We start from the raw sequence: 18,033 nt of genomic DNA on the forward strand, positions 1-18,033 counted from the left end.
GTCCGGTGACGCCCCGGGCACCGCCGTCTCCCCAACGGCGGTGCCCGCCGGCATCGTTCGCGGTTCTTTCAGTGCCTGGACTGCTCAGTACCCGCGGCCCGGGTACTGGTGACCGTCGTAGGGATCCTCGTACTGCGTCGGCATCGGACGGGGCGCCGCCGGGCGGGGCGCCACCGGACGCATGTACTGCGTCGCCTGGTTCTGCACCGGCTGCTGCTGGTACTGCTGCACCTGGACCTGCGGCTGCTGCGGCTGCATGGGCGGCTGCTGCTGTGCCGGGCCCCCCGGCCCCGGGTAGCCGTAGCCGCGCGGCGGTGCCTGCTGCGGGATGTGCGGTGCGGGTGTGTGCTGAAGCGGTACGGGTCCACCCTGTCCGGCTCCGCCACCGCCGGGCGGCAGTGCCGCGGGTGCCTGGCGCATCGGCTGCTGCCGCATCGGCGCGGGCGCGGCCTGCTGCTGTGCGGGGTGGGGCATCTGGGGCTGGGGCACGGCCGGTCCCGGATAGCCGCCGTAGGACGGCGCGGGGGCGTGCTGCATGGGGGCGTGCTGCATGGGGGCAGGCTGCGGCATCTGGTGCTGTGGCGCGGCAGGCCCCGAAGGCAGCGCGGGGGGCAGCGCCGCGAGCGCGCTGCCCGTGCCTCCCGTGTCATAGGCCGACGGCACCCGGATGGGAGCGATCTGCGGCGTGCCCCGCTCGGCGACGAGACTGTCGTAGATCGGCGTCTCGGGGTAGGACGGTGCAGCGTAGTAGCCGCCGCTATAAGAGCTGCGGGGGGAGGTCATGCTCATAAGTTAAGCCCAAAATCAGCATCGGCACTAGAGAGGTACAGAAGGAACGCACGTCCCACCCGCATCAGCGCAGGCAGGCGCCGGTGTTCACCCCATCGGGGACAGCCGCGCCAAGGGCGCGCGCAGGGGAGCCCGAACAGGGCGAATACCACCCATGCCGATCACAGTGACGGCTGATCAGGCATAGGGACATGGCTTGTTCCCGCCTGTCCCATTTGTGGGCGCGCGGGAGAAGAAGCTGCCAGAAGCATAAGCCCCCCGGCCAGGACATAGAACGCCCATGCCCCCACCAGCCGTTCGAGTCCTACCGGTCGTGGTGCAGGGGCTTCGGCAGCGGCGGCGCCGTGCAATAGGTTGGGGACGGCGCACAGGGAACCGAGCCCAGGGGGAGTGGCCATGACGATGCGCAAGGGGACGAACGTCCCCGTACCCGCCACAGCGGTGCGGGTCGAGCTCGGCTGGTCGTCCGGTCCGCACGTGCCGGACGTCGACGCCTCGGCGCTGCTGCTCACCGAAGAGGGCAAGGTCCGCTCCGACGGCGACTTCGTCTTCTACAACCAGGCACGGCATGCGTCCTCCGCCGTACGGTACGAGGGGAAGAACCCGAGGGGCGCCTCCTGCACCGACGAACTGACCGTCGATCTCGACAGCGTCGAACCGGACATCGCACGCATCGTCATCGCCGCCTCCGCGGACGGCGGCAGCTTCGGCCAGGTGCCCGGCCTGTATGTACGGCTGCTCGACGCGAGCGTCGGCGGCGGTCCGGGAGCGGGCCAGGAGATTGCCCGCTTCGACCCGGTCGACGCGGCCGGCGAGACCGCGTATCTCCTCGGCGAGCTCTACCGCCGCCAGGGCACCTGGAAGTTCCGCGCGGTCGGCCAGGGCTACAACAGCGGACTGGCGGGCCTGGCGACCGACTTCGGCATCAGCGTGGACGACCCCTCGCCAGGCCCTTCGCCCTCCGGTAAAACCCCTTCGGCACCCGGCACCGCCGTACCGCCGCAGCCGCACACCGTCGGTACCCCGCATGTGCCGGCCCCGCCCGGAGTGCAGGCCCCCCGCGTGCCGCAGGCCCCCACCCCTCCCGCCGCGCCGACGCCGCCTGCCGCGCCCACCGCTCCCGCGGCGCCCGCCCCTGCTGCCGCGCCGGCGCCGCCTGCTGCGCCCGTGCGGTTGAGCAAGGTGACGCTCACCAAGGAGGCGCCCTCGGTCTCCCTCACCAAGCAGGGCGGCACCTCCGGCGGGATGCGGGTCAACCTCAACTGGACCACCCAGGCGCAGCCGCCGAAGGGTCTGGCGGGCCGGCTCACCCGCGCCATGGGCGCGCTCACGGGGCCCGACCTGGACCTGTGCGCCCTCTACGAACTCGCCGACGGCCGCAAGGGCGTCGTCCAGGCACTCGGCAACTCCTTCGGGGCGCTGGACCGTCCGCCCTACATCCACCTCGACGGTGACGACCGCACCGGCGCCGTCGAGACGGGCGAGAACCTCACCATCAACCTCGACCACGTCGCCGAACTGCGCCGCATCCTCATCTTCGTCACCATCTACGAGGGGGCCCGCAGCTTCGCCGGGCTGCACGCCACCGTCACCCTCCAGCCGCAGCACGGCGCCCCTGTCGACTTCTCCCTCGACGAGTGCACCATGCCCTCCACGGTGTGTGCCCTCGCTCTGATCACCAACGAGAACGGCGAGTTGATGGTCCGCCGCGAAGCGCGCTATCTCGTGCCCCGGCGCGGCATCAGTCCGCAGCGCACCGTGGACGAGGAGTACGGCTGGGGCATGCAGTGGACGCCGGGCCGCAAGTGACGCACGGCCGCACTGTGGAGAAGTGATCCGCGGTCCGCACGTTCAGGAGTAGGTACGGCCCTTCCATGCCGCACCCCGGCCCCGATAGTGCTGCACCGCCGAGTCGACGGTCATCGCCAGATACAGGACGGCAGTCACCGGCAGTAGGGGCGCCAGCCACAGCGGCTGCCGGTAGTAGCGCAGCATCGGCACGTACGACAGCGTCATCACCAGCCACGCCGCCCCGCCCACCGGCGAGCCCGCGCACGCCGACACCGGCGGCACCACATACACCAGAACGAGTCCCACGACGGTGCACACCAGCAGGAGCGGGTTGTTGAGCAGCTGCGCGTAGGCGCTGCGCGAGACCATCCGCCACAGCGGCCCCAGCCCCACATACGGGCGCACACTGCTCACCCGCTCCGCGAGCCCCAACCAGATCCGGCCGCCCGACCGCTTGACCGCACGGCCCAGCGTCACATCGTCGATGACGGCGTCCCGGATGCTGTCCGGAACCCCGGCACGTACCGCGGCCTCCGTCCGCAGCAGCGCACACCCGCCCGCCGCCGCGGCTGTGCGTGCCCCTGGGTTGTTGACCCGGCGGAACGGATACAGCTGCGCGAAGAAGTACACGAAAGCGGGCACGATCAGCCGCTCCCAACCCGTCCGCACCCGCAGTCGCGCCATCTGCGAGACCAGATCGAGCCGCTGGGAGACCGCCCCGCGCACCAGACGGCGCAGCGAGTCGGACTCGTGCGCGATGTCCGCGTCGGTCAGCAGCACGAACTCCGGCTTCTCCGGGCCGGAGCGGGCGTGCGCGAGGCCGTGCCGTACGGCCCACAACTTGCCCGTCCAGCCCGGCTCGGGCTCGCCGGGGTTCAGCACGGTCAACGGCGGCCCGTCCGGGGCGTGCCGGGCCAGCTCCCGGGCGAGCGCGCCGGTGCCGTCCATGGAACCGTCGTCCACCAGCAGGATCCGGGCATGCCCGGGATAGTCCTGAGTGAGCAGTGTGGGCAGGGTCAGCGGCAGCACCTCGGCCTCGTCCCGGGCGGGCACGACGACCGCGACGGACGGCCAGCTCACCGGTTCCCCGTCCCCGGGCGAGGGCGGCATGCGCACATCGGTCCGCCAGAAGAAGCCCTGCCCCAGCAGCAGCCACACCCACGCGGCCAGCGAGGCGAGCGGAACGGCAGAGGTCCAGGTGAGCGCGCTCATCGTGCGGCAGTCTGCCGTACGCCGGAAGCCACCGGCACCCCGCCGCGCCCCGGACGGGCCCGCCCCTTTCCGCAGCGGGAGGGCGCGCCGGGCGCAGCGAGGTGCGGACCCACCACGTTGCGGCAACCGGAGCCCTCGCAGCATGTGAAGTACAGTTGCTTCACGTGAAGATCGCGCTGATGGACTCCGGTATCGGCCTGCTGGCCGCAGCCGCGGCAGTACGCCGCGCACGGCCCGACGCCGACGTTGTGCTCTCCTCCGACCCGGACGGTCTGCCCTGGGGGCCGCGCGACAGTGACGACATCACCCAGCGAGCGCTCCAGGTCGCCCGTGCCGCCGCCGCACACCGGCCGGACGCGCTGATCGTCGCCTGCAACACCGCCTCCGTGCACGCGCTGCCCGCCCTCCGCGCCGAGCTGGAGCCCGCCCTGCCGGTCATCGGTACCGTCCCCGCGGTCAAGCCGGCGGCGGCCGCCGCCGTCCGCACCGGCGGCCGCGTCGCCATCTGGGCCACCCCTGCCACCACCGGCAGCCCCTATCAGCGCCGACTGATCGAGGAGTTCGGGAACGGCGCCGACATCACCGGAGTGCCCTGCCACGGGCTCGCCGATGCCATCGAAAGCGGCGACGAGGACCTGATCACGGCCGCCGTTCAGGCCGCCGCGGAACTCACCCCCCACGACGTGGAGACCGTCGTCCTGGGCTGCACCCACTACGAGCTGGTCGGCAACCGCATCCGGGAAGCACTGCGCGGCGACCGCCCGGCCGGTCCCGCGCTCCAGGGCTCGGCCGCCGCCGTCTGCGCCCAGGCACTGCGCCGCGCGCGTGCCCAGCCGGACCCCGGCGCGGCGCCCACCGGGAGCCTCACCGTCCTGCACAGCGGCCGGGTGGCCACCCTCCCGGAAGCCGCACTCACCTACGCGGAAGGCCGCCTGCTCGCCACCGCGGAGGCCGAGGCGACCGCCGTACAAGGCTGAGCGCCCGCCTCCGTTTCTCGACGCAGCGCGGCTCCTCCTCACGGAGCGTGGCTCCCACTTACAGACCGTGGCTCGTCCTTACGGAGCGTGCCGGGTCGGCATCCGGGAGGCCACGGCCTGCGCGAGCTGCCGGTGCGGGGCGCCGGGAGTAATCTGCCGAACATGAGTGACCATCCCTGCGACGGCGCCCCACTCGCCGAGGGTGGCGCCGGATCCCGCGACGAGACCGACCGCACCACCACCCGTCCCAGGCCCCTGGAAGACATCGTGCTGCCGCCGAGCGCCGATGTGTGGACCGGGCGGGCGACCAGCCGGCTGCAATGGGCGCTCGCCGCCTTCGGCGCCGGCTGCGTGGCGCTCGGCATCGACCTCGCGGTTGACGTGACATGGTCCGGCGGGCTCGTGCCGCTGGTCATGTCCGTCGTCGGCTGCGTCGCGGTCGGCCTGCTCATCCTCTTCGGCACGCTCGCCTTCGTCCACGTCGAGGTGAAGGTCGAGGGGGACACGCTGGAGGTGCGGTGCGGCCATGCCGGTGTGCCGCGACGCCGTATCCACCTGCGGGACGTGATCGAGGCCGACCACGCGCCCAGCGTCACCCCACGGCACTGGGGCGGCTGGGGCTACCGCTGGCGGCCCGAGAAGGGCACGGCCGTGGTCATCCGCCGCGGCGAGGGGTTCGTCCTCCGGCTGGGTGACGGGCGGCTGTTCACCGTCACGGTGGACGACGCCGAGGCGGCCGTCCGCCACATCCGCGCCCGCCTGCAAGCGCTGCGGACCTGATCCGGGGCCTCTTACCCCGGTGTCCCGGGGTGGAGTGGGCTCCACCCCGGGACACCAGCACGCTCTCTCCTCCCGTCTCCGCGCGCTGCATAGCGTCCACGTGGCACTCCCGCACAGGGAAAGGACGCTCATGCTCGGGCGCCCCAGCGCACACGCCCCGCTCGACCCACGGCCGTACGCTGCGGCCTCCACGGCGGCCGGAGCCCGCGCTGCGTCCTCGGGCCCGTCCGCCGGCCCCTGGTGACGACCGAGACCTTCAGTCCGCTCCCTGCTGCCGGCGCCCGGACCGCGCCCACCAGTCCGCGGTCCGTGAGCACCGGCGGATGGATGCCACGCACCACGTGCCGCAGCTCGGCCAGCGCCTCCTCGGCCTGGTCCTGCGCATTGTCCAGCAGCGTGCGGGCGGCGGTCGGGCCCTGGTCGCAGGCGCGGCGCGCCAGACCCAGCCGCATCGACAGCGCCACCAGATGCGCCTGTGCGCCGTCATGCAGGTCCCGCTCGATGCGCCGCAGCTCCGCGCCGTGCGCCGCCACGGCACCCGCGCGGGTCGCTGCGAGCTGGTCGACCCGTTCGAACAGCCGGGCGCTGGGGGAGGGCAGAAGCAGCAGGCGGGATATTCGGGCCTGAAGCGTGGCGAGCTCCGTCAGCCGGGGCAGCAGCACGGCCGGACGGCGGGCGCGCCCGCACCACGCACCATCGACCAGCAGCCCGAGGGGCCACAGCACCATCGCCACGTAACAGAGGACGAGCCCGTACAGCAGCTGCACGGCCAGCCGGCGCAGGTCCCGGTAGGTGCCCGGGTCGGTCACCGCGGCCTGGACGCGCTCCAGCAACGAGCCCTGATCCAGCGGGAGATACTTCTCGGGGACAGAGGAGCCGAGCCAGGCGGCGGCCCTCCGCCGCTCGAAGCCCGCCAGCCCGCGCAGCACCCGGACGGTCTCGGGCAGCATGCCGGCGCCGATGATGCACGCGGTCGCCGCGGCGGCGAGCAGCATCAAGCCGTTCATCAGGTAGCAGACGAGGCTGAGCCCGGCCCCCGCCACCAGGTGGAACGAGGCCCGGACCGCGCTCCGCAACACCTGTTGCACCGTGACCCGCCGCATGACGATCAGCGTATGCGTGTCTGGGTCCCTCGCGCGGTAGTGCTGGCTACACCTTCGATTCGGGAGCCAGCGCTATGGGTTGGTGGCCGGGGGACGGGGAGAGTGGGAGACAGCTTCGGACGCGTCCGGGCTCGCCCACCCGCTGAGCTCGTACGCATCCACGCTCGTTTGTCCTCTCGTTCCTCGTTTGTTCTCTCGTCATGGAGGAGTCCTGTGAAGCCCCTGCTCTGGCTCGTGCTCGCCGCCTGCGTCGTCGCCAACGTCTTCCTCAGCCTCGCAGGGCCCGGCGGCGCCACCGGGATAGTCCTCAGTGTGCTGACCGGGCTGGGCGTGCTGGCCTGCGGCGCGGGGCTCTGGATGCTGCGGGACCGGCGCGCGGCCTGACCTGGCGGTACGTCGTGCGGGGCGTGCCGCCGGGGACGTAGGCTCGGGACATGGCGACTCCCGACTTCATCCGCGAACTGCGGCGTTCCGCAGGGCATCAGCTGCTCTACCTGCCCGGCGTCAGCATGGTCGTCTTCGACGACCAAGGGCGGGTGCTCCTGGGACGGCGCGCCGATACCGGCCAGTGGTCCCTGATCGGCGGCATCCCGGAGCCGGGCGAGCAGCCTGCGGACTGCGCGGTGCGCGAGGTGTTCGAGGAGACCAATGTGCGCTGCGTTCCGGAGCGCGTCGTCCTCGTGTACGGCCCGGACAAGCCCGTCACCTACCCCAACGGCGATATTTGCCAGTTCATGGACATCACCTTTCGTTGCCGTGCCACCGCCGAAGCGGCGAGCGTGGCGCGGGTCAACGACGAGGAGTCCCTCGAGGTCGGCTGGTTCGGCCTGGACGAGCTGCCGACGATGAAGGAGTACGCATACTTCCGCATCAAGCAGGCCGCCCAGGAGGGTCCCGCCTGGTTTGCAACGTCGCCGCACGCGGGCGACTGACGCAGCGAGCCAGGATTCCGGCGGGACTCCCGCAGCTCACAGCCGGCCGGTAGGAGCGCCGGAATGCGTGGTTCCGCCCCCGGTCAGCGGGCGGAGGCGGTGCCGCGGACAGTGACGGGGAGCGTGCGCAACCCGCGCAGCGTCGCGGTGCGTTCGTACTCGGCGGGGCCCGCGGGCTCGAAGCCGATCCCGGCCGCGTGCAGTGCGGCGAGCACCGCGCGCAGCTGCAAGCTTGCGAGTCCCGCGCCCAGACAGGCGTGGGCACCGCGGCCGAAGGCCAGGTGAATCCCCTTGCGCCGGGTCAGGTCGACGGCGTCCGGGGCGGCGAAGACCTCGGGATCGCGGTCGGCGGCGCCCAGCATCAGGACGACCTCTTCGCCGCGCCGTATCCGCTCGCTCCCGACCTCGCTGTCCGCGACGCACACCCGGGCAGCGGCCTGCACCGGCCCGTCGAGTCGCAGCAACTCGTTGACCAGCGCGTCCAGTCGGTCCTCGGCCACCGCGCGGGCGAGCAGCGTCGGCTCGGCCACCAGCCGGGCGAGCGCGTTGCCCACCAGCCGGCTGACCGACTCGTATCCGGCATGCAACACGCCCCGCAGTGAGTTGGCCAGCACCGCCTCCGATACGTCCGGAGCCTGGGCGTGGGCGACGCGCGCGGCGCCGATGAACCCGCCCTCGTCGGCGTTTTCCAGCCACTCGCTCACCAACCGGCTCAGCTCGGCCTTCGCCTTGGTCCCCGGCTCGGCCCGCGAGGGCTCAAGTCCCGCGTCCATGCTGCGGACGATCGCGTTGGACAGCTCCTCCAGCCAGGGCCCGTCGGGCGCGGTGACACCGAGGAAGTCGCACATCGTGTGCAGGGCCAGCGGGCGGGCGAACGCACTGACGAGATCGACGGAACGGCCGACGCCGAGCAGACCTGCCGTACGGTCCGCCGCGAGCCGGGCCGCTGTGTCCTGTACAGCCGTGTGGGAGCGGGCGTGCAGCGCGGAGACGAGCAGATGACGGATGGCTCCGTGGTCGGGCGGGTCGAGGGTTTGCACACTCAGCTGTGCGTCCGGGATGTCCTCGCCCATCCTGCGGAAGTCGGAGCCGAACGCGGCGGTGCCACCCAGGACCTGACGGCACTCGGCGTACCCGGTGAGCACCCACGCGCGGAGCTGCGTATGCCGGTAGACCCTGCGGTGCTCGCGCAGTCGTCGGTAGACGGCGTACGGGTCGGCGATGACGTCGGGAGCCAGGGGGTCGTAGAGGGGGTCCCGCTGTGTGGGTGCCGCCGTTCCCGTCATGGCCAGCCTTTCTCGGGTCCGGGTGGAGTGGGGGGTGATGTGAAGGGCCGGACCGTCCGCGGCCACGCAAGGTTGTGCGCGGCCGCGACGACGGCGAACTCATCAGTAGAAGTAACGCATTGCGCTGTCTCCCTTCCGCATGGGTTATCAAGGCCCGCCGTCACTGGATCAAGACGGCTGGATTTTTCTTCGGGTCCGGTACGAAATCCGGCTCCCGAAAGGGGAAACAGGCCACCGCCCCGACGTCGGATCGGGCATGGGCGTCCCTGGCAATCGATGCCGAGAGCACTACCGAGGGCGTGGATGTGAAAGGAGCCCCCTACTTTCCGCCTTCCCTGTTGGTCGTCGTGGCCGAATGGTGGCCGTGGTCACCCTCCGACAGCCGGTGCGCTCCGCGCAAGGGGATGGCGGATTGCGGGCGCCTACTTTTCCATGGGAGGAAAAGTGAGCGTCACATTCCAAGCTGAGTCCCGGATTCCGCAACTGCTGGTGAATGCGGGTGACCGGTGCGGGGCATCCGAAACGACGGTGAGGGGATTGCTTCGGTGATCAAACTGTGAAGATCCCCGAAGTCTGAACGACTTCAAAGGTGTATATCTATGGCGAAGAGCTTGGCGTGCCGTCCGGCGCAACACCGCCCGGGCATCGGGCAGAAGAAGCTTTCCGGAACCGGATGTGCCTGGTGAGCGCGGCGAGAGGGTTCGCATTACTGGCGGCCATGACGGCGCTGGAGCGGGAGGATCCGGGCACTCCCCATCGGCTGAGCGTGATAGCCCGGCGGGCCGGACTGAGCGCCTCCAATGCGAACAAGCTCCTGGCGCAGGCTGCGGAGCACGGGCTGGTGCTCCGCACCGGATACGGGCGGTACGCGCTGGCCGGAACGCTGACCCGGATGGCGGCCGAGGCAGCCCACCGCGCCCGGACCCGGATGACAGCCCCGGCCCCGCAGTCCCCTGGCGGCCGCACGCCATGGCGCCCGCCGCCCACCACGACGGTGGCCGTCACGGGCCGCGAACGGCGCTTGGAACGCCGCGCGGACCGGAGCTCCGACCGACGCCCGGACCGGCGCACTGATCGACGCTCCGGACTGAGCATCGAACACGGCGTCGAAGGTGGCCTGGAAGGTGGGCGGGAAGGTGCGCTGGAGGGAGGGCTCGAAGGCGGCCTGGAACGCGGCCTTGAACGCGGCCTTGAACGCGGCGTTCAAGGTGGCGTTCAAGGTGGCCTTGGCAGCGTCGAAGGCGGCGTTGAACAGGGCCATGGAAGTTGCATGGACGGCGCCCCCGAACGGGGGTGCGTGGACGGCGCCCCCGAACGGGGGCTTGAGTACGGCCTTGAGCGCGGCCTCGGGCAGGGCTTCGAGCCGGGGTCCGGCCGGGGGCCAGACCTGCGCAACGACCGTGGCTTCGACGGGTATGACAGCCGGGACTTCGACCGGCATGACAGCCGGGACTTCGACCAAGGTGCCGAGCAGAGCGGGCCGGGGGGCGCAGCGGGCGGCGGGCCGCGGGGCACAGCGGGGGAAGGCGCCGACACCCAGCTCGGGCGCCGACGCCTCACCACAGCTCAGAGCTTGCGGTAGGTGTACGCCTCCTCCGCTGCCGAGGCCACCGCTGCCAGGTCGCCGCCGCCCGCAGCCGTCACGACGGCGGCGACTGCGCCCTCGACCAGCGGAGCGTCCACCAACCGGGCGGGCTCGGGCAGTTCGTCACCCTCTGCCAGCAGTGTCTTGACCGTCAGCACCGCACTGCCCAGATCGACCAGCAGCGCGACGCCCGCTCCCTCGTCCATCCGGTGCGCGGCCTCGACGATCAGCTCCTCGCTGGTGCCCAGGCTTCCGTCGGTCAGCCCGCCCGCGCCGGTGACCAGCGCGTTCGGCACCCCGGCGAGCCCGGCGGCCAGCCGCGCGACCGAGTCGGCGACCTCCTTGCTGTGCGAGACCAGAACGATCCCGACCCGCTTGCCGTCGTTCGTGTCCGCCACGCTCACTCACTCCCGCCGCTGTCGCTCTCCCCGGAACCGGCCCCTTCCGCATCCCCCTCCGCATCCTGTGCGGCGTCCGCTTCCGCCAGCGCGGCCACCAGCAGCGCCGCCGAGGTCGCGCCCGGGTCCTGGTGGCCGATGCTCCGCTCGCCCAGATAGCTGGCCCGGCCCTTGCGGGCCTGCAGCGGCACCGTCTCCTCGGCGCCCTGCTCGGCCGCCGTACGTGCTGCCTCGAAGTCCTTGCCGCCGCTGTCCGCCAGCGCCTCGACGGCCGGGAACAGCGCGTCGAGCATCGTCTTGTCGCCCGCGACGGCGCCACCCAGCTGCGCCACCGCCTCGATCCCCGTACGCAGCGCGGTTGCCAGCTCCTCCCGGCTCACCTGTTCCGCGCTGCCGAATACCTTGCCGGCACGGCGCAGCAGCGTTCCGTACAGCGGTCCGGAGGCTCCGCCGACCGTCGAGACCAGCTTCCTTCCCGCCGTCATCAGCACAGCGCCCGGTGTCGGGGGGACCTCCTCGCCCAGCTCCTCGCGTACCGCTTCGAAGCCGCGGCGCATGTTGCCGCCGTGGTCCGCGTCGCCGATCGCCGAGTCCAGCTCGGTCAGCCTGTCGGCCTCGCGGGCGACCGCGTCCGCCGCGGCCGTCATCCAGCGTGCGAAGAAGGCGGCGTCCAGCTCTTGTACGCCTTCGCTGCCGCCGCCACCGTCACCGGACCCGCCGGCGTCGTTCGTCACCTTGCCGCTCACTCTTGCTCCTTCGCCGCTGTCCCGATCCTGGTGCTGTGCTGCTCGCTGCAGCAGTACTGCCGCGCTGCCGTACCGCACGGCTTTGGTTGCTGTGTTGCCGTACGGCGGTACTGCTGCGCCGCGCTCCTGCGTACTGCTGCCGTCTTGCCGTCCACTGCTGTTCCACGGTTACTGCAGCACTGCTGTTACCGCGCCACTGCTGTAACGCCGAACTGCCCTCTGTCGTGCCGTGCTCTCGCCCGCCGTACCGTGCCGTGTCGGTGCCAGGTGCTGCGCGGTCAGACGCCCCAACGCAGCCCCGGGGTGCGCACGGGTGCGTCCCACAGCCGCAGCAGTTCCTCGTCGCCCCGGCACAGCGTCACGGAGGCACCCGCCATGTCCAGCGAGGTCACATAGTTGCCGACGAGAGTACGGGCGACCGGAATCCGGCGTTCGGCCAGGACCCGGTGCACCTCTCCGCAGAACCCGTACAGCTCCAGCAGCGGCGTCGACCCCATGCCGTTGACCAGCGCCAGCACGGGTTCCTCGGGCCGCAGGTCCTCCAGTACGGCGTCGACGGCGAAGTCAGCGATCTCGCCTGCCGTCATCATCGCCCGTCGTTCGCGGCCCGGCTCCCCATGGATACCGACGCCCAACTCCAGCTCGCCCGGCGGCAGTTCGAACATCGGGCCGCCCTTGGCAGGCGTACTGCACGGGCTCAGCGCCACCCCGAAGCTGCGTGACGAGTCGGCCACCTGACGTGCGACAGCCTCCACCCGCTCCAGCGGCGCTCCCTCGGCGGCGAGCGCGCCCGCGATCTTCTCCACGAACAGGGTCGCGCCCGTACCCCGGCGCCCGGCCGTGTGTGTGCTGTCGGTGACGGCCACGTCGTCCTCCACCAGCACCTTGCCGACGCGCACACCCTCGTCCTCGGCCAGTTCGGCGGCCATGTCGAAGTTGAGCACGTCCCCGGTGTAGTTCTTGACGATGAACAGCACGCCCTCCCCGCTGTCCACGGCTGCGGCGGCGGCGACCATCTGGTCGGGGACGGGAGAGGTGAAGATCTCGCCCGGACACGCGGCGTCCAGCATCCCCGGTCCCACGAATCCGCCGTGCAGCGGTTCGTGCCCCGAACCGCCGCCCGAGATCAGCGCCACCTTTCCGGCGACGGGCGCGTCCCGCCGGACCACCACCCGCCGCTCCACGTCCACCGTCAGGTCCGGATGCGCCGCCGCCATCCCGCGCAGCGCGTCGGGCACCACGGATTCCGGAACATTGATCAACATTCTCATGCGTACCTCCTGGTGAGGGGAGCAGCCACATCTGTGAGCTGCGTCTTTACAGGTCGTAGCAGGTATGGGCGGACAGGCGGGAGGTCGGCCCCGGCGGGGTGTGAGTGGAGTCGAGGGGACGGGTGGCTCGGGAAGGCTTCGTCTCAGGCGTCACGTACAGGCAGGCGTAGGGTGCGATGGCTTTGCTGGCGCAACAGGGTATGGCCTTCACCGGGGGAGCGCGATACTCGACGCACACGTGAGGTGGAATGGCAGCCGGGCGGTCCGCCGTCAGGCCATCTCAGGGTTGACGACCACGTCGCCGGTGACGCGGTGGCCGCCTCGGCTTTGTCCGCAATGCTGCCCTCGTCTTCCGAGGGACCGGCTAGGATCACGGCGTGATCACAGCAGGTTTGCAGCCGGGTGCCGGGCGGCTCCGCTCAACAGCGGGTTCGCTGTGGACGCTTGCCCTGGCTGCGCTCCTGCTGGGACTGCTGTATACGCATGGTGCGGGCGCCGGGGGTGCCACCGGTCACCTCGGCGGGGCCGTGGCGGTCCAGCCGGGCTCCGCACAGGCCGGGGGAGCGGCGGCAGTGCACCACGAGCACGGGGAGCACGAGGGTCACGAGGGTCACCCCGACGCCGCACACCATGCGCTGGAGTGTCTCGCGGGGCCGCCGCAGGACGGCTTCGTCCTCGATGATCCAGGTCCCGCTCCCGCGCCGTGGACGTCGTCCGCGCGGGACGAGTCCGCGTCGAGGCCGACTGCTCATGCGGCCGGAGGCGGTACGGCAGCCGATGCGGCCGGGTCCGGAACGGCGACGATTCTGCGGATCTAGACGGGCGGGGGCGGACATCCGCCGTTCGCGATCCCGTCATTTTCCGTGCCGACCTGTGTGCGCTGCCCAGCCCTCGTACATCCGGGGTGCCGAGGGCCGCGCGGAGGACCCGTGTCGTCATACCGCACCCGAACCATGTTCGTATGGGGCCTGCTGAGTCTGCTGCTGGCCGTTGCGGCGGCTGTCTGTGCCCCGGCCGGTTTCAGCCACGCCGGCGATGTGCCCGCGCGGAACTCGCGCGCCTTCTCTGTCGATCGCGCTGTCTCTGTCGATCGGGGCGCGGCCCCGGCCCCGGCGTCGTCTCCGGCCCCGTCTCCGCACCCTCACCCGCCCGCTTCCTGCTCCGCCGACGATCACCTGGCCCAGGTCCTGCAACAGCCCCGCGGCTCGAAGGAGTCGGCCTCCGGCGCGTCGTCTGCTCGCGCCGACTCAGGAGGCGAGGAAGCCGGGCGGCATCGGGCAGGGTTCGCCACCCCGTCCCGGAGACCGGGTCTGATCCGGCCCGGCCGCACCACTCTGCTGTTCGTCTGCCGGTGGCGTGTGTAGAAGCGGCACGCACGGCCGCCGCACAACGCGGACCGTGCCGGAGCCCGTGCACGCCACCATTCGAACGAGAGCGGAATGATGCACTCTTCCTTCATCGATACGAGCTTCATCGATACGAGCGACACCGCGAACATCGCCCACCTGTCCCCCGACCGCGCGGCACTGGCGGGCCTGGTCGGCCGGACGCCTCTGATCCGGGTGAGCCGGCCCTTAGCGTCCGCCGGGCGCGGCTTCTGGGCGAAGCTGGAGGGTTTCAACCCCGGCGGCATCAAGGACCGACCGGGGCTGCATATGGTCGAGCGTGCCCGCTCGCGGGGCGAACTCCGTCCCGGCGCCCCCGTCATCGAGTCCACCAGCGGCACCCTCGGCCTGGGGCTGGCACTGGCCGGGTTGGTGCACGGCCACCCCGTCACGCTGGTCACCGACCCCGGCCTCGAACCCTCCATGGCGCGGCTGCTGGGTGTCTACGGCGCCCGGCTCGAGGTCGTCGACGAGCCCCACCTGACGGGCGGTTGGCAACAGGCCCGCCGTGACCGTGTGACACGGCTGCTCGCCGATACGCCGGGCTCCTGGTGCCCGGATCAGTACAACAACCCGGACAACGTCGCCGCCTACACCCCGCTCGCCCTCGAACTCGCCGCCCAGATGGGCCACATCGATGTCCTGGTGTGCAGCGTGGGCACCGGCGGCCATTCGGCCGGCATCTCCCGCGTGCTGCGCCAGCTCCACCCCGGGCTGCGGCTCGTCGGCGTCGACACTGTCGGCTCCACCATTTTCGGGCAGCCCGCCCGGAATCGGCTGATGCGGGGGCTGGGCTCCAGCATCCATCCCCGCAACGTCGCCTATGACCACTTCAGCGAGGTCCACTGGGTCGCGCCCGGCGAAGCGGTCTGGGCCTCGCGTCGGCTCGCCACCTCGCACTACGCCACCGGCGGCTGGAGCGTGGGCGCCGTGGCGCTCGTCGCCGGATGGCTGGCCCGGACGCTGCCGCCCACCGCGCGGATCGCGGCGGTCTTCCCCGACGGCCCGCAGCGTTACCTCAACACCGTGTTCGACGACGACTACTGCGCCGCCCACAACCTGCTGAACGCTCCTCCGGCTCCGGACCCCGAGGTGATCGGCAGCCTGGGGGAGAAGGAGGTCACCCGCTGGACGCGGTGTACCGAGGTCGTCGACCCGCTGACGCTTCCCGAGCGCCAGGTGCAGGGGGAAGGCTGATGGCGACGTCCGTACGCAAACCCGTCGGGTCGCTCATCGCGCGGACGCGCGGGTACGAGCGCAGCGTCCAGTTGTTGATGGCCAATCAGTTCACCATCAACCTCGGCTTCTACATGCTGATGCCCTACCTGGCCCAGCATCTGTCCGGCACCCTCGGGCTGGCCGGGTGGCTGGTCGGACTGATCCTGGGCGTACGGAACTTCAGCCAGCAGGGCATGTTCCTGGTCGGAGGCACGCTGGCCGACCGGCTGGGCTACAAGCCCTTGATCATCGCGGGCTGTGTGCTGCGTACCGTCGGCTTCGCGGTGCTCGGTCTGGTCGACTCGCTGCCCGCGCTGTTGGCCGCCTCGGCAGCGACGGGACTGGCCGGTGCGCTGTTCAACCCCGCCGTACGGGCATACCTGGCCGCCGGCGCGGGCGAGCGGCGGGTGGAGGCGTTCGCGCTCTTCAACGTCTACTACCAGGCCGGGATCCTGCTCGGCCCGGTGGTGGGCATGGCGCTGACCGGGCTGAGCTTCCGCGTCACCTGCCTGGTCTCTGCGGGGATCTTCGCGGTGCTGAGCGCCGTGCAGATCCGTGCCCTTCCCGCCCGTCGGGCGGACGAGGGCCGAGCGGACGAGCAGCGGGAAAGCGTCCTCGCGCAATGGCGCGTGGTGGTCACCAACCGCCCGTTCCTGCTCTTCTCCCTGGCCATGGTCGGCTCGTACGTGCTGTCCTTCCAGATCTATCTGGCCCTGCCGTTGGAGGTCCGGCGGCTGGGTGGGCAGGGGCTGACCGGGACCTCGGCGGTGGCGCTGCTGTTCGCCGTCTCCGGGCTGAGTACGATTCTCGCCCAGACCCGGGTGACCGACTGGTGCAAGGCCCGCCTCGCACCGGGCCAGGCGCTCAGCCGCGGGCTGCTGCTGATGGGGGCGGCGTTTCTGCCGCTGCTCGCAGTTACCGCCGTCCCGGTGCCGGAAGGGGGAGTGGGACGCTGGCTGCTGGTGGCCGTGCCCCCGACACTCACAGCGTTCCTGCTGGCGATGGGCACGATGATGGCCTATCCCTTCGAGATGGACACCATCGTCCGGCTCTCCGGCGACCGGCTCGTGGCCACGCACTACGGCCTCTACAACACCGTCAGCGGCCTTGGCATCGCAGTGGGAAACCTGCTCACCGGCACGGCACTGGACGCCGCCCGCGCCGCAGGGCTGTCCGCGCTGCCGTGGCTCGTACTGTGCGCTGTCGGTCTGGTCTGCGCGACCGCGCTCCACGGGCTGCACCGCACCGGTCAACTCGCCCCTCTTCGCTCCGAGACGGCGACCGCGTGACGTCGTGACGTCGTGACGTCGTGACGTCGTGACGTCGTGACGTCGTGACGTGCTGATGTGAGGAGATCGGCTCGATGGCCGCGCCGATCCTAGTGCTCCAGCCTGCGCAGCCGCTCCGCGTCGCTGGTGCGCGGGCAGGTGAGGCAGGGTTGTGCGGTGCCGATCGTGTAGTAGAGGCAGCAGCCCAGCCGGGTGCGGGTGAGGTGGGAGCGGCCGGAACTGTCGGTGAGGCGCCGGAAGCCGGCGCCGCCGGGGAAAGGCGGGACGGGCCCTGGCAACAGTTCGGTCGCTGCGCGGGCGGCGTCCTCCTCCTGGCCGAGCATGCGGCCGAGGTACCAGAGGCCGGAGACCAGGTCGTCCTCCACCATCCCCCACAACGCCCGTGGCCCGCGTCGGACTTCGGGCTCGATTGCGCCCAGCAGCGGGCGCAGATGATCGGCGACGGCGGACCGTAGCTCGGCGCGGAGCGCTTCCTCGTCGACCAGCGCCCGTGCCCCGGGGCTGTCGCGCGTCGCCTCGTCGTCCGCGAGGCAGGAGAACGTCTGGCCCGGGGTGACTTCCACGGCTCCCGTCTCCAGGTCGACCCGGACGTCGCCCGGCCGGATGCGTGGCACGCGGCGTTCCAGATACCAGGCGCCGCTCATCAGGAGGGCGACGGACCACGCGTAACCGTGCAGCGCGCGTGAGGCGGCCACGTGCCTGCGGGCCGTGTGCGCGTCGCGCCGCTGGATGCGGGCCGACTCCGCGCAGACGAAGCGGTCCAGGGCCGCGGGGTCATGGCTCAACGCCGCGCCAGTGACCTGCTGTTGGGAGAGGGTGCGCGGGAGGCCGGTGCCGTCCGCCGTCGCGACCCGTGCGTTCAGCGCTTCGCAGGTGGCGATGACCCGCTCGTACAGCGCGGTGAGGACGTCGGGACCGGACGTCGTGGCGGGGCGGGGGAGGTGCGGTGTGCGCCGGGAAGCCCGGGGCGTGCTCATCGAAGATTTCCTTCTTGGGGTGCATGGGTCGACGGAGAGGAGCGGAAAGGTAAGGCTCACCTTAGTGGCGCTGGCTCTGGTTTGATCAACTGGTATGGATCAGACGGTTGTTCTGCGGGGCGCAGTTTGCCCCTTAGGCTTGCCTAACTTATGTTCCTCGTCGTGTTCATGGTCCGACCGGCCGCGCCTCCGGATGCGTCGCCTTTCCCCTGCGTACGGCGCTGGGCCCCGCTCTTCCTGACGGCGGTGCTCCTCGCCGCCGATGTGGCCAGGACCACCGAGGTCATGCTCCCC

17 protein-coding genes are annotated in these 18,033 nt (G+C 71.5%); 9 read left to right on the plus strand and 8 right to left on the minus strand.

All coding sequences use genetic code 11. From position 1 onward, the window contains the following. Positions 1–84: 84 nt before the first annotated feature. Positions 85–783 carry a DUF6643 family protein gene (locus ACTWP9_RS16360; RefSeq protein WP_443246884.1) on the minus strand — a complete coding sequence of 233 codons (699 nt, stop codon included), beginning with the start codon at positions 781–783 and terminating at the stop codon, positions 85–87. A gap of 402 nt (positions 784–1,185) precedes the next feature. On the opposite strand from ACTWP9_RS16360, the gene ACTWP9_RS16365 reads away from it, so the two are divergent. Next, a complete protein-coding gene (locus tag ACTWP9_RS16365) occupies positions 1,186–2,598 on the plus strand; it encodes a TerD family protein (protein ID WP_443246885.1) in 1,413 nt (470 codons plus the stop codon). A gap of 42 nt (positions 2,599–2,640) precedes the next feature. Here ACTWP9_RS16365 and ACTWP9_RS16370 read toward each other — a convergent pair whose 3' ends face one another. After that, a complete protein-coding gene (locus tag ACTWP9_RS16370) occupies positions 2,641–3,792 on the minus strand; it encodes a glycosyltransferase (RefSeq protein ID WP_443246886.1) in 1,152 nt (383 codons plus the stop codon). 164 nt (positions 3,793–3,956) lie between these two features. Here ACTWP9_RS16370 and ACTWP9_RS16375 point away from each other — a divergent pair, with 164 nt between their 5' ends. Beyond that, positions 3,957–4,769: a glutamate racemase gene (locus ACTWP9_RS16375; protein ID WP_443246887.1), complete on the plus strand. Its 813-nt coding sequence runs from the start codon at positions 3,957–3,959 to the stop codon at positions 4,767–4,769. Positions 4,770–4,931: 162 nt separating this feature from the next. After that, on the plus strand, positions 4,932–5,549 hold the full coding sequence (locus tag ACTWP9_RS16380; RefSeq protein ID WP_443246888.1) for a hypothetical protein: 618 nt from the start codon (positions 4,932–4,934) through the stop codon (positions 5,547–5,549). Positions 5,550–5,677: 128 nt separating this feature from the next. Here ACTWP9_RS16380 and ACTWP9_RS16385 read toward each other — a convergent pair whose 3' ends face one another. Beyond that, positions 5,678–6,652 carry a sensor domain-containing protein gene (locus ACTWP9_RS16385; RefSeq protein ID WP_443246889.1) on the minus strand — a complete coding sequence of 325 codons (975 nt, stop codon included), beginning with the start codon at positions 6,650–6,652 and terminating at the stop codon, positions 5,678–5,680. A gap of 213 nt (positions 6,653–6,865) precedes the next feature. On the opposite strand from ACTWP9_RS16385, the gene ACTWP9_RS16390 reads away from it, so the two are divergent. Both ACTWP9_RS16390 and ACTWP9_RS16395 read left to right on the plus strand, forming a co-directional pair. Next, entirely contained in the window at positions 6,866–7,036 is a 171-nt protein-coding gene (locus ACTWP9_RS16390; RefSeq protein ID WP_443246890.1) for a hypothetical protein, read from the plus strand. A 50-nt stretch (positions 7,037–7,086) separates the two neighbouring features. Further along, positions 7,087–7,584, plus strand: coding sequence for an NUDIX hydrolase (locus tag ACTWP9_RS16395; protein ID WP_443246891.1), 498 nt, complete (start codon positions 7,087–7,089; stop codon positions 7,582–7,584). Positions 7,585–7,667: 83 nt separating this feature from the next. On the opposite strand, the gene ACTWP9_RS16400 is transcribed toward ACTWP9_RS16395, so the two are convergent. Then, the gene (locus ACTWP9_RS16400) at positions 7,668–8,870 is read right to left on the minus strand and encodes a cytochrome P450 (RefSeq protein WP_443246892.1); all 1,203 of its coding nucleotides are present in this window, start codon (positions 8,868–8,870) and stop codon (positions 7,668–7,670) included. A 718-nt stretch (positions 8,871–9,588) separates the two neighbouring features. On the opposite strand from ACTWP9_RS16400, the gene ACTWP9_RS16405 reads away from it, so the two are divergent. After that, complete coding sequence (locus tag ACTWP9_RS16405) at positions 9,589–10,452, plus strand: hypothetical protein (RefSeq protein WP_443246893.1); 864 nt, start codon at positions 9,589–9,591, stop codon at positions 10,450–10,452. Here ACTWP9_RS16405 and ACTWP9_RS16410 read toward each other — a convergent pair. From ACTWP9_RS16410 to dhaK, 3 genes are all read right to left on the minus strand, one after another. Continuing rightward, the gene (locus ACTWP9_RS16410) at positions 10,437–10,853 is read right to left on the minus strand and encodes a PTS-dependent dihydroxyacetone kinase phosphotransferase subunit DhaM (protein ID WP_443246894.1); all 417 of its coding nucleotides are present in this window, start codon (positions 10,851–10,853) and stop codon (positions 10,437–10,439) included. The genes ACTWP9_RS16405 and ACTWP9_RS16410 overlap by 16 nt on opposite strands. Before the next feature lie 2 nt (positions 10,854–10,855). Continuing rightward, positions 10,856–11,599 (minus strand): dihydroxyacetone kinase subunit DhaL, encoded by a 744-nt coding sequence (gene dhaL, locus ACTWP9_RS16415; RefSeq protein ID WP_443246895.1) that lies wholly within the window; start codon positions 11,597–11,599, stop codon positions 10,856–10,858. A 278-nt stretch (positions 11,600–11,877) separates the two neighbouring features. Beyond that, positions 11,878–12,870 carry a dihydroxyacetone kinase subunit DhaK gene (gene dhaK, locus ACTWP9_RS16420; protein ID WP_443246896.1) on the minus strand — a complete coding sequence of 331 codons (993 nt, stop codon included), beginning with the start codon at positions 12,868–12,870 and terminating at the stop codon, positions 11,878–11,880. A 377-nt stretch (positions 12,871–13,247) separates the two neighbouring features. Here dhaK and ACTWP9_RS16425 point away from each other — a divergent pair, with 377 nt between their 5' ends. The 3 genes from ACTWP9_RS16425 to ACTWP9_RS16435 all read left to right on the plus strand — a co-directional run bounded on the left by ACTWP9_RS16425 (position 13,248) and on the right by ACTWP9_RS16435 (position 16,762). Next, a complete protein-coding gene (locus ACTWP9_RS16425; RefSeq protein WP_443246897.1) occupies positions 13,248–13,688 on the plus strand; it encodes a hypothetical protein in 441 nt (146 codons plus the stop codon). Between the two features lie 621 nt (positions 13,689–14,309). Beyond that, positions 14,310–15,452, plus strand: coding sequence for a PLP-dependent cysteine synthase family protein (locus ACTWP9_RS16430; protein WP_443246898.1), 1,143 nt, complete (start codon positions 14,310–14,312; stop codon positions 15,450–15,452). Then, positions 15,452–16,762: an MFS transporter gene (locus ACTWP9_RS16435; protein WP_443246899.1), complete on the plus strand. Its 1,311-nt coding sequence runs from the start codon at positions 15,452–15,454 to the stop codon at positions 16,760–16,762. Before ACTWP9_RS16430 ends, ACTWP9_RS16435 begins: the two co-directional genes overlap by 1 nt. An 89-nt stretch (positions 16,763–16,851) precedes the next feature. Here ACTWP9_RS16435 and ACTWP9_RS16440 read toward each other — a convergent pair whose 3' ends face one another. Next, positions 16,852–17,739: an iron-sulfur protein gene (locus ACTWP9_RS16440; RefSeq protein WP_443246900.1), complete on the minus strand. Its 888-nt coding sequence runs from the start codon at positions 17,737–17,739 to the stop codon at positions 16,852–16,854. Positions 17,740–18,033 lie beyond the last annotated feature (294 nt).

Source organism: Streptomyces sp. 3N207 (genome assembly GCF_052246355.1).
Taxonomy (GTDB): domain Bacteria; phylum Actinomycetota; class Actinomycetes; order Streptomycetales; family Streptomycetaceae; genus Streptomyces.

Coding starts and splice junctions, on each gene's coding strand:
- ACTWP9_RS16405 (WP_443246893.1), top strand. CDS start 9,589: ATGACGGCGCTGGAGCGGGAGGATCCGGGCACTCCCCATCGGCTGAGC.
- ACTWP9_RS16360 (WP_443246884.1), bottom strand. CDS start 783: ATGACCTCCCCCCGCAGCTCTTATAGCGGCGGCTACTACGCTGCACCG.
- dhaK (WP_443246896.1), bottom strand. CDS start 12,870: ATGAGAATGTTGATCAATGTTCCGGAATCCGTGGTGCCCGACGCGCTG.
- ACTWP9_RS16395 (WP_443246891.1), top strand. CDS start 7,087: ATGGCGACTCCCGACTTCATCCGCGAACTGCGGCGTTCCGCAGGGCAT.
- ACTWP9_RS16385 (WP_443246889.1), bottom strand. CDS start 6,652: ATGCGGCGGGTCACGGTGCAACAGGTGTTGCGGAGCGCGGTCCGGGCC.
- ACTWP9_RS16430 (WP_443246898.1), top strand. CDS start 14,310: ATGATGCACTCTTCCTTCATCGATACGAGCTTCATCGATACGAGCGAC.
- ACTWP9_RS16400 (WP_443246892.1), bottom strand. CDS start 8,870: ATGACGGGAACGGCGGCACCCACACAGCGGGACCCCCTCTACGACCCC.
- ACTWP9_RS16370 (WP_443246886.1), bottom strand. CDS start 3,792: ATGAGCGCGCTCACCTGGACCTCTGCCGTTCCGCTCGCCTCGCTGGCC.
- ACTWP9_RS16365 (WP_443246885.1), top strand. CDS start 1,186: ATGACGATGCGCAAGGGGACGAACGTCCCCGTACCCGCCACAGCGGTG.
- ACTWP9_RS16440 (WP_443246900.1), bottom strand. CDS start 17,739: ATGAGCACGCCCCGGGCTTCCCGGCGCACACCGCACCTCCCCCGCCCC.
- ACTWP9_RS16380 (WP_443246888.1), top strand. CDS start 4,932: ATGAGTGACCATCCCTGCGACGGCGCCCCACTCGCCGAGGGTGGCGCC.
- ACTWP9_RS16435 (WP_443246899.1), top strand. CDS start 15,452: ATGGCGACGTCCGTACGCAAACCCGTCGGGTCGCTCATCGCGCGGACG.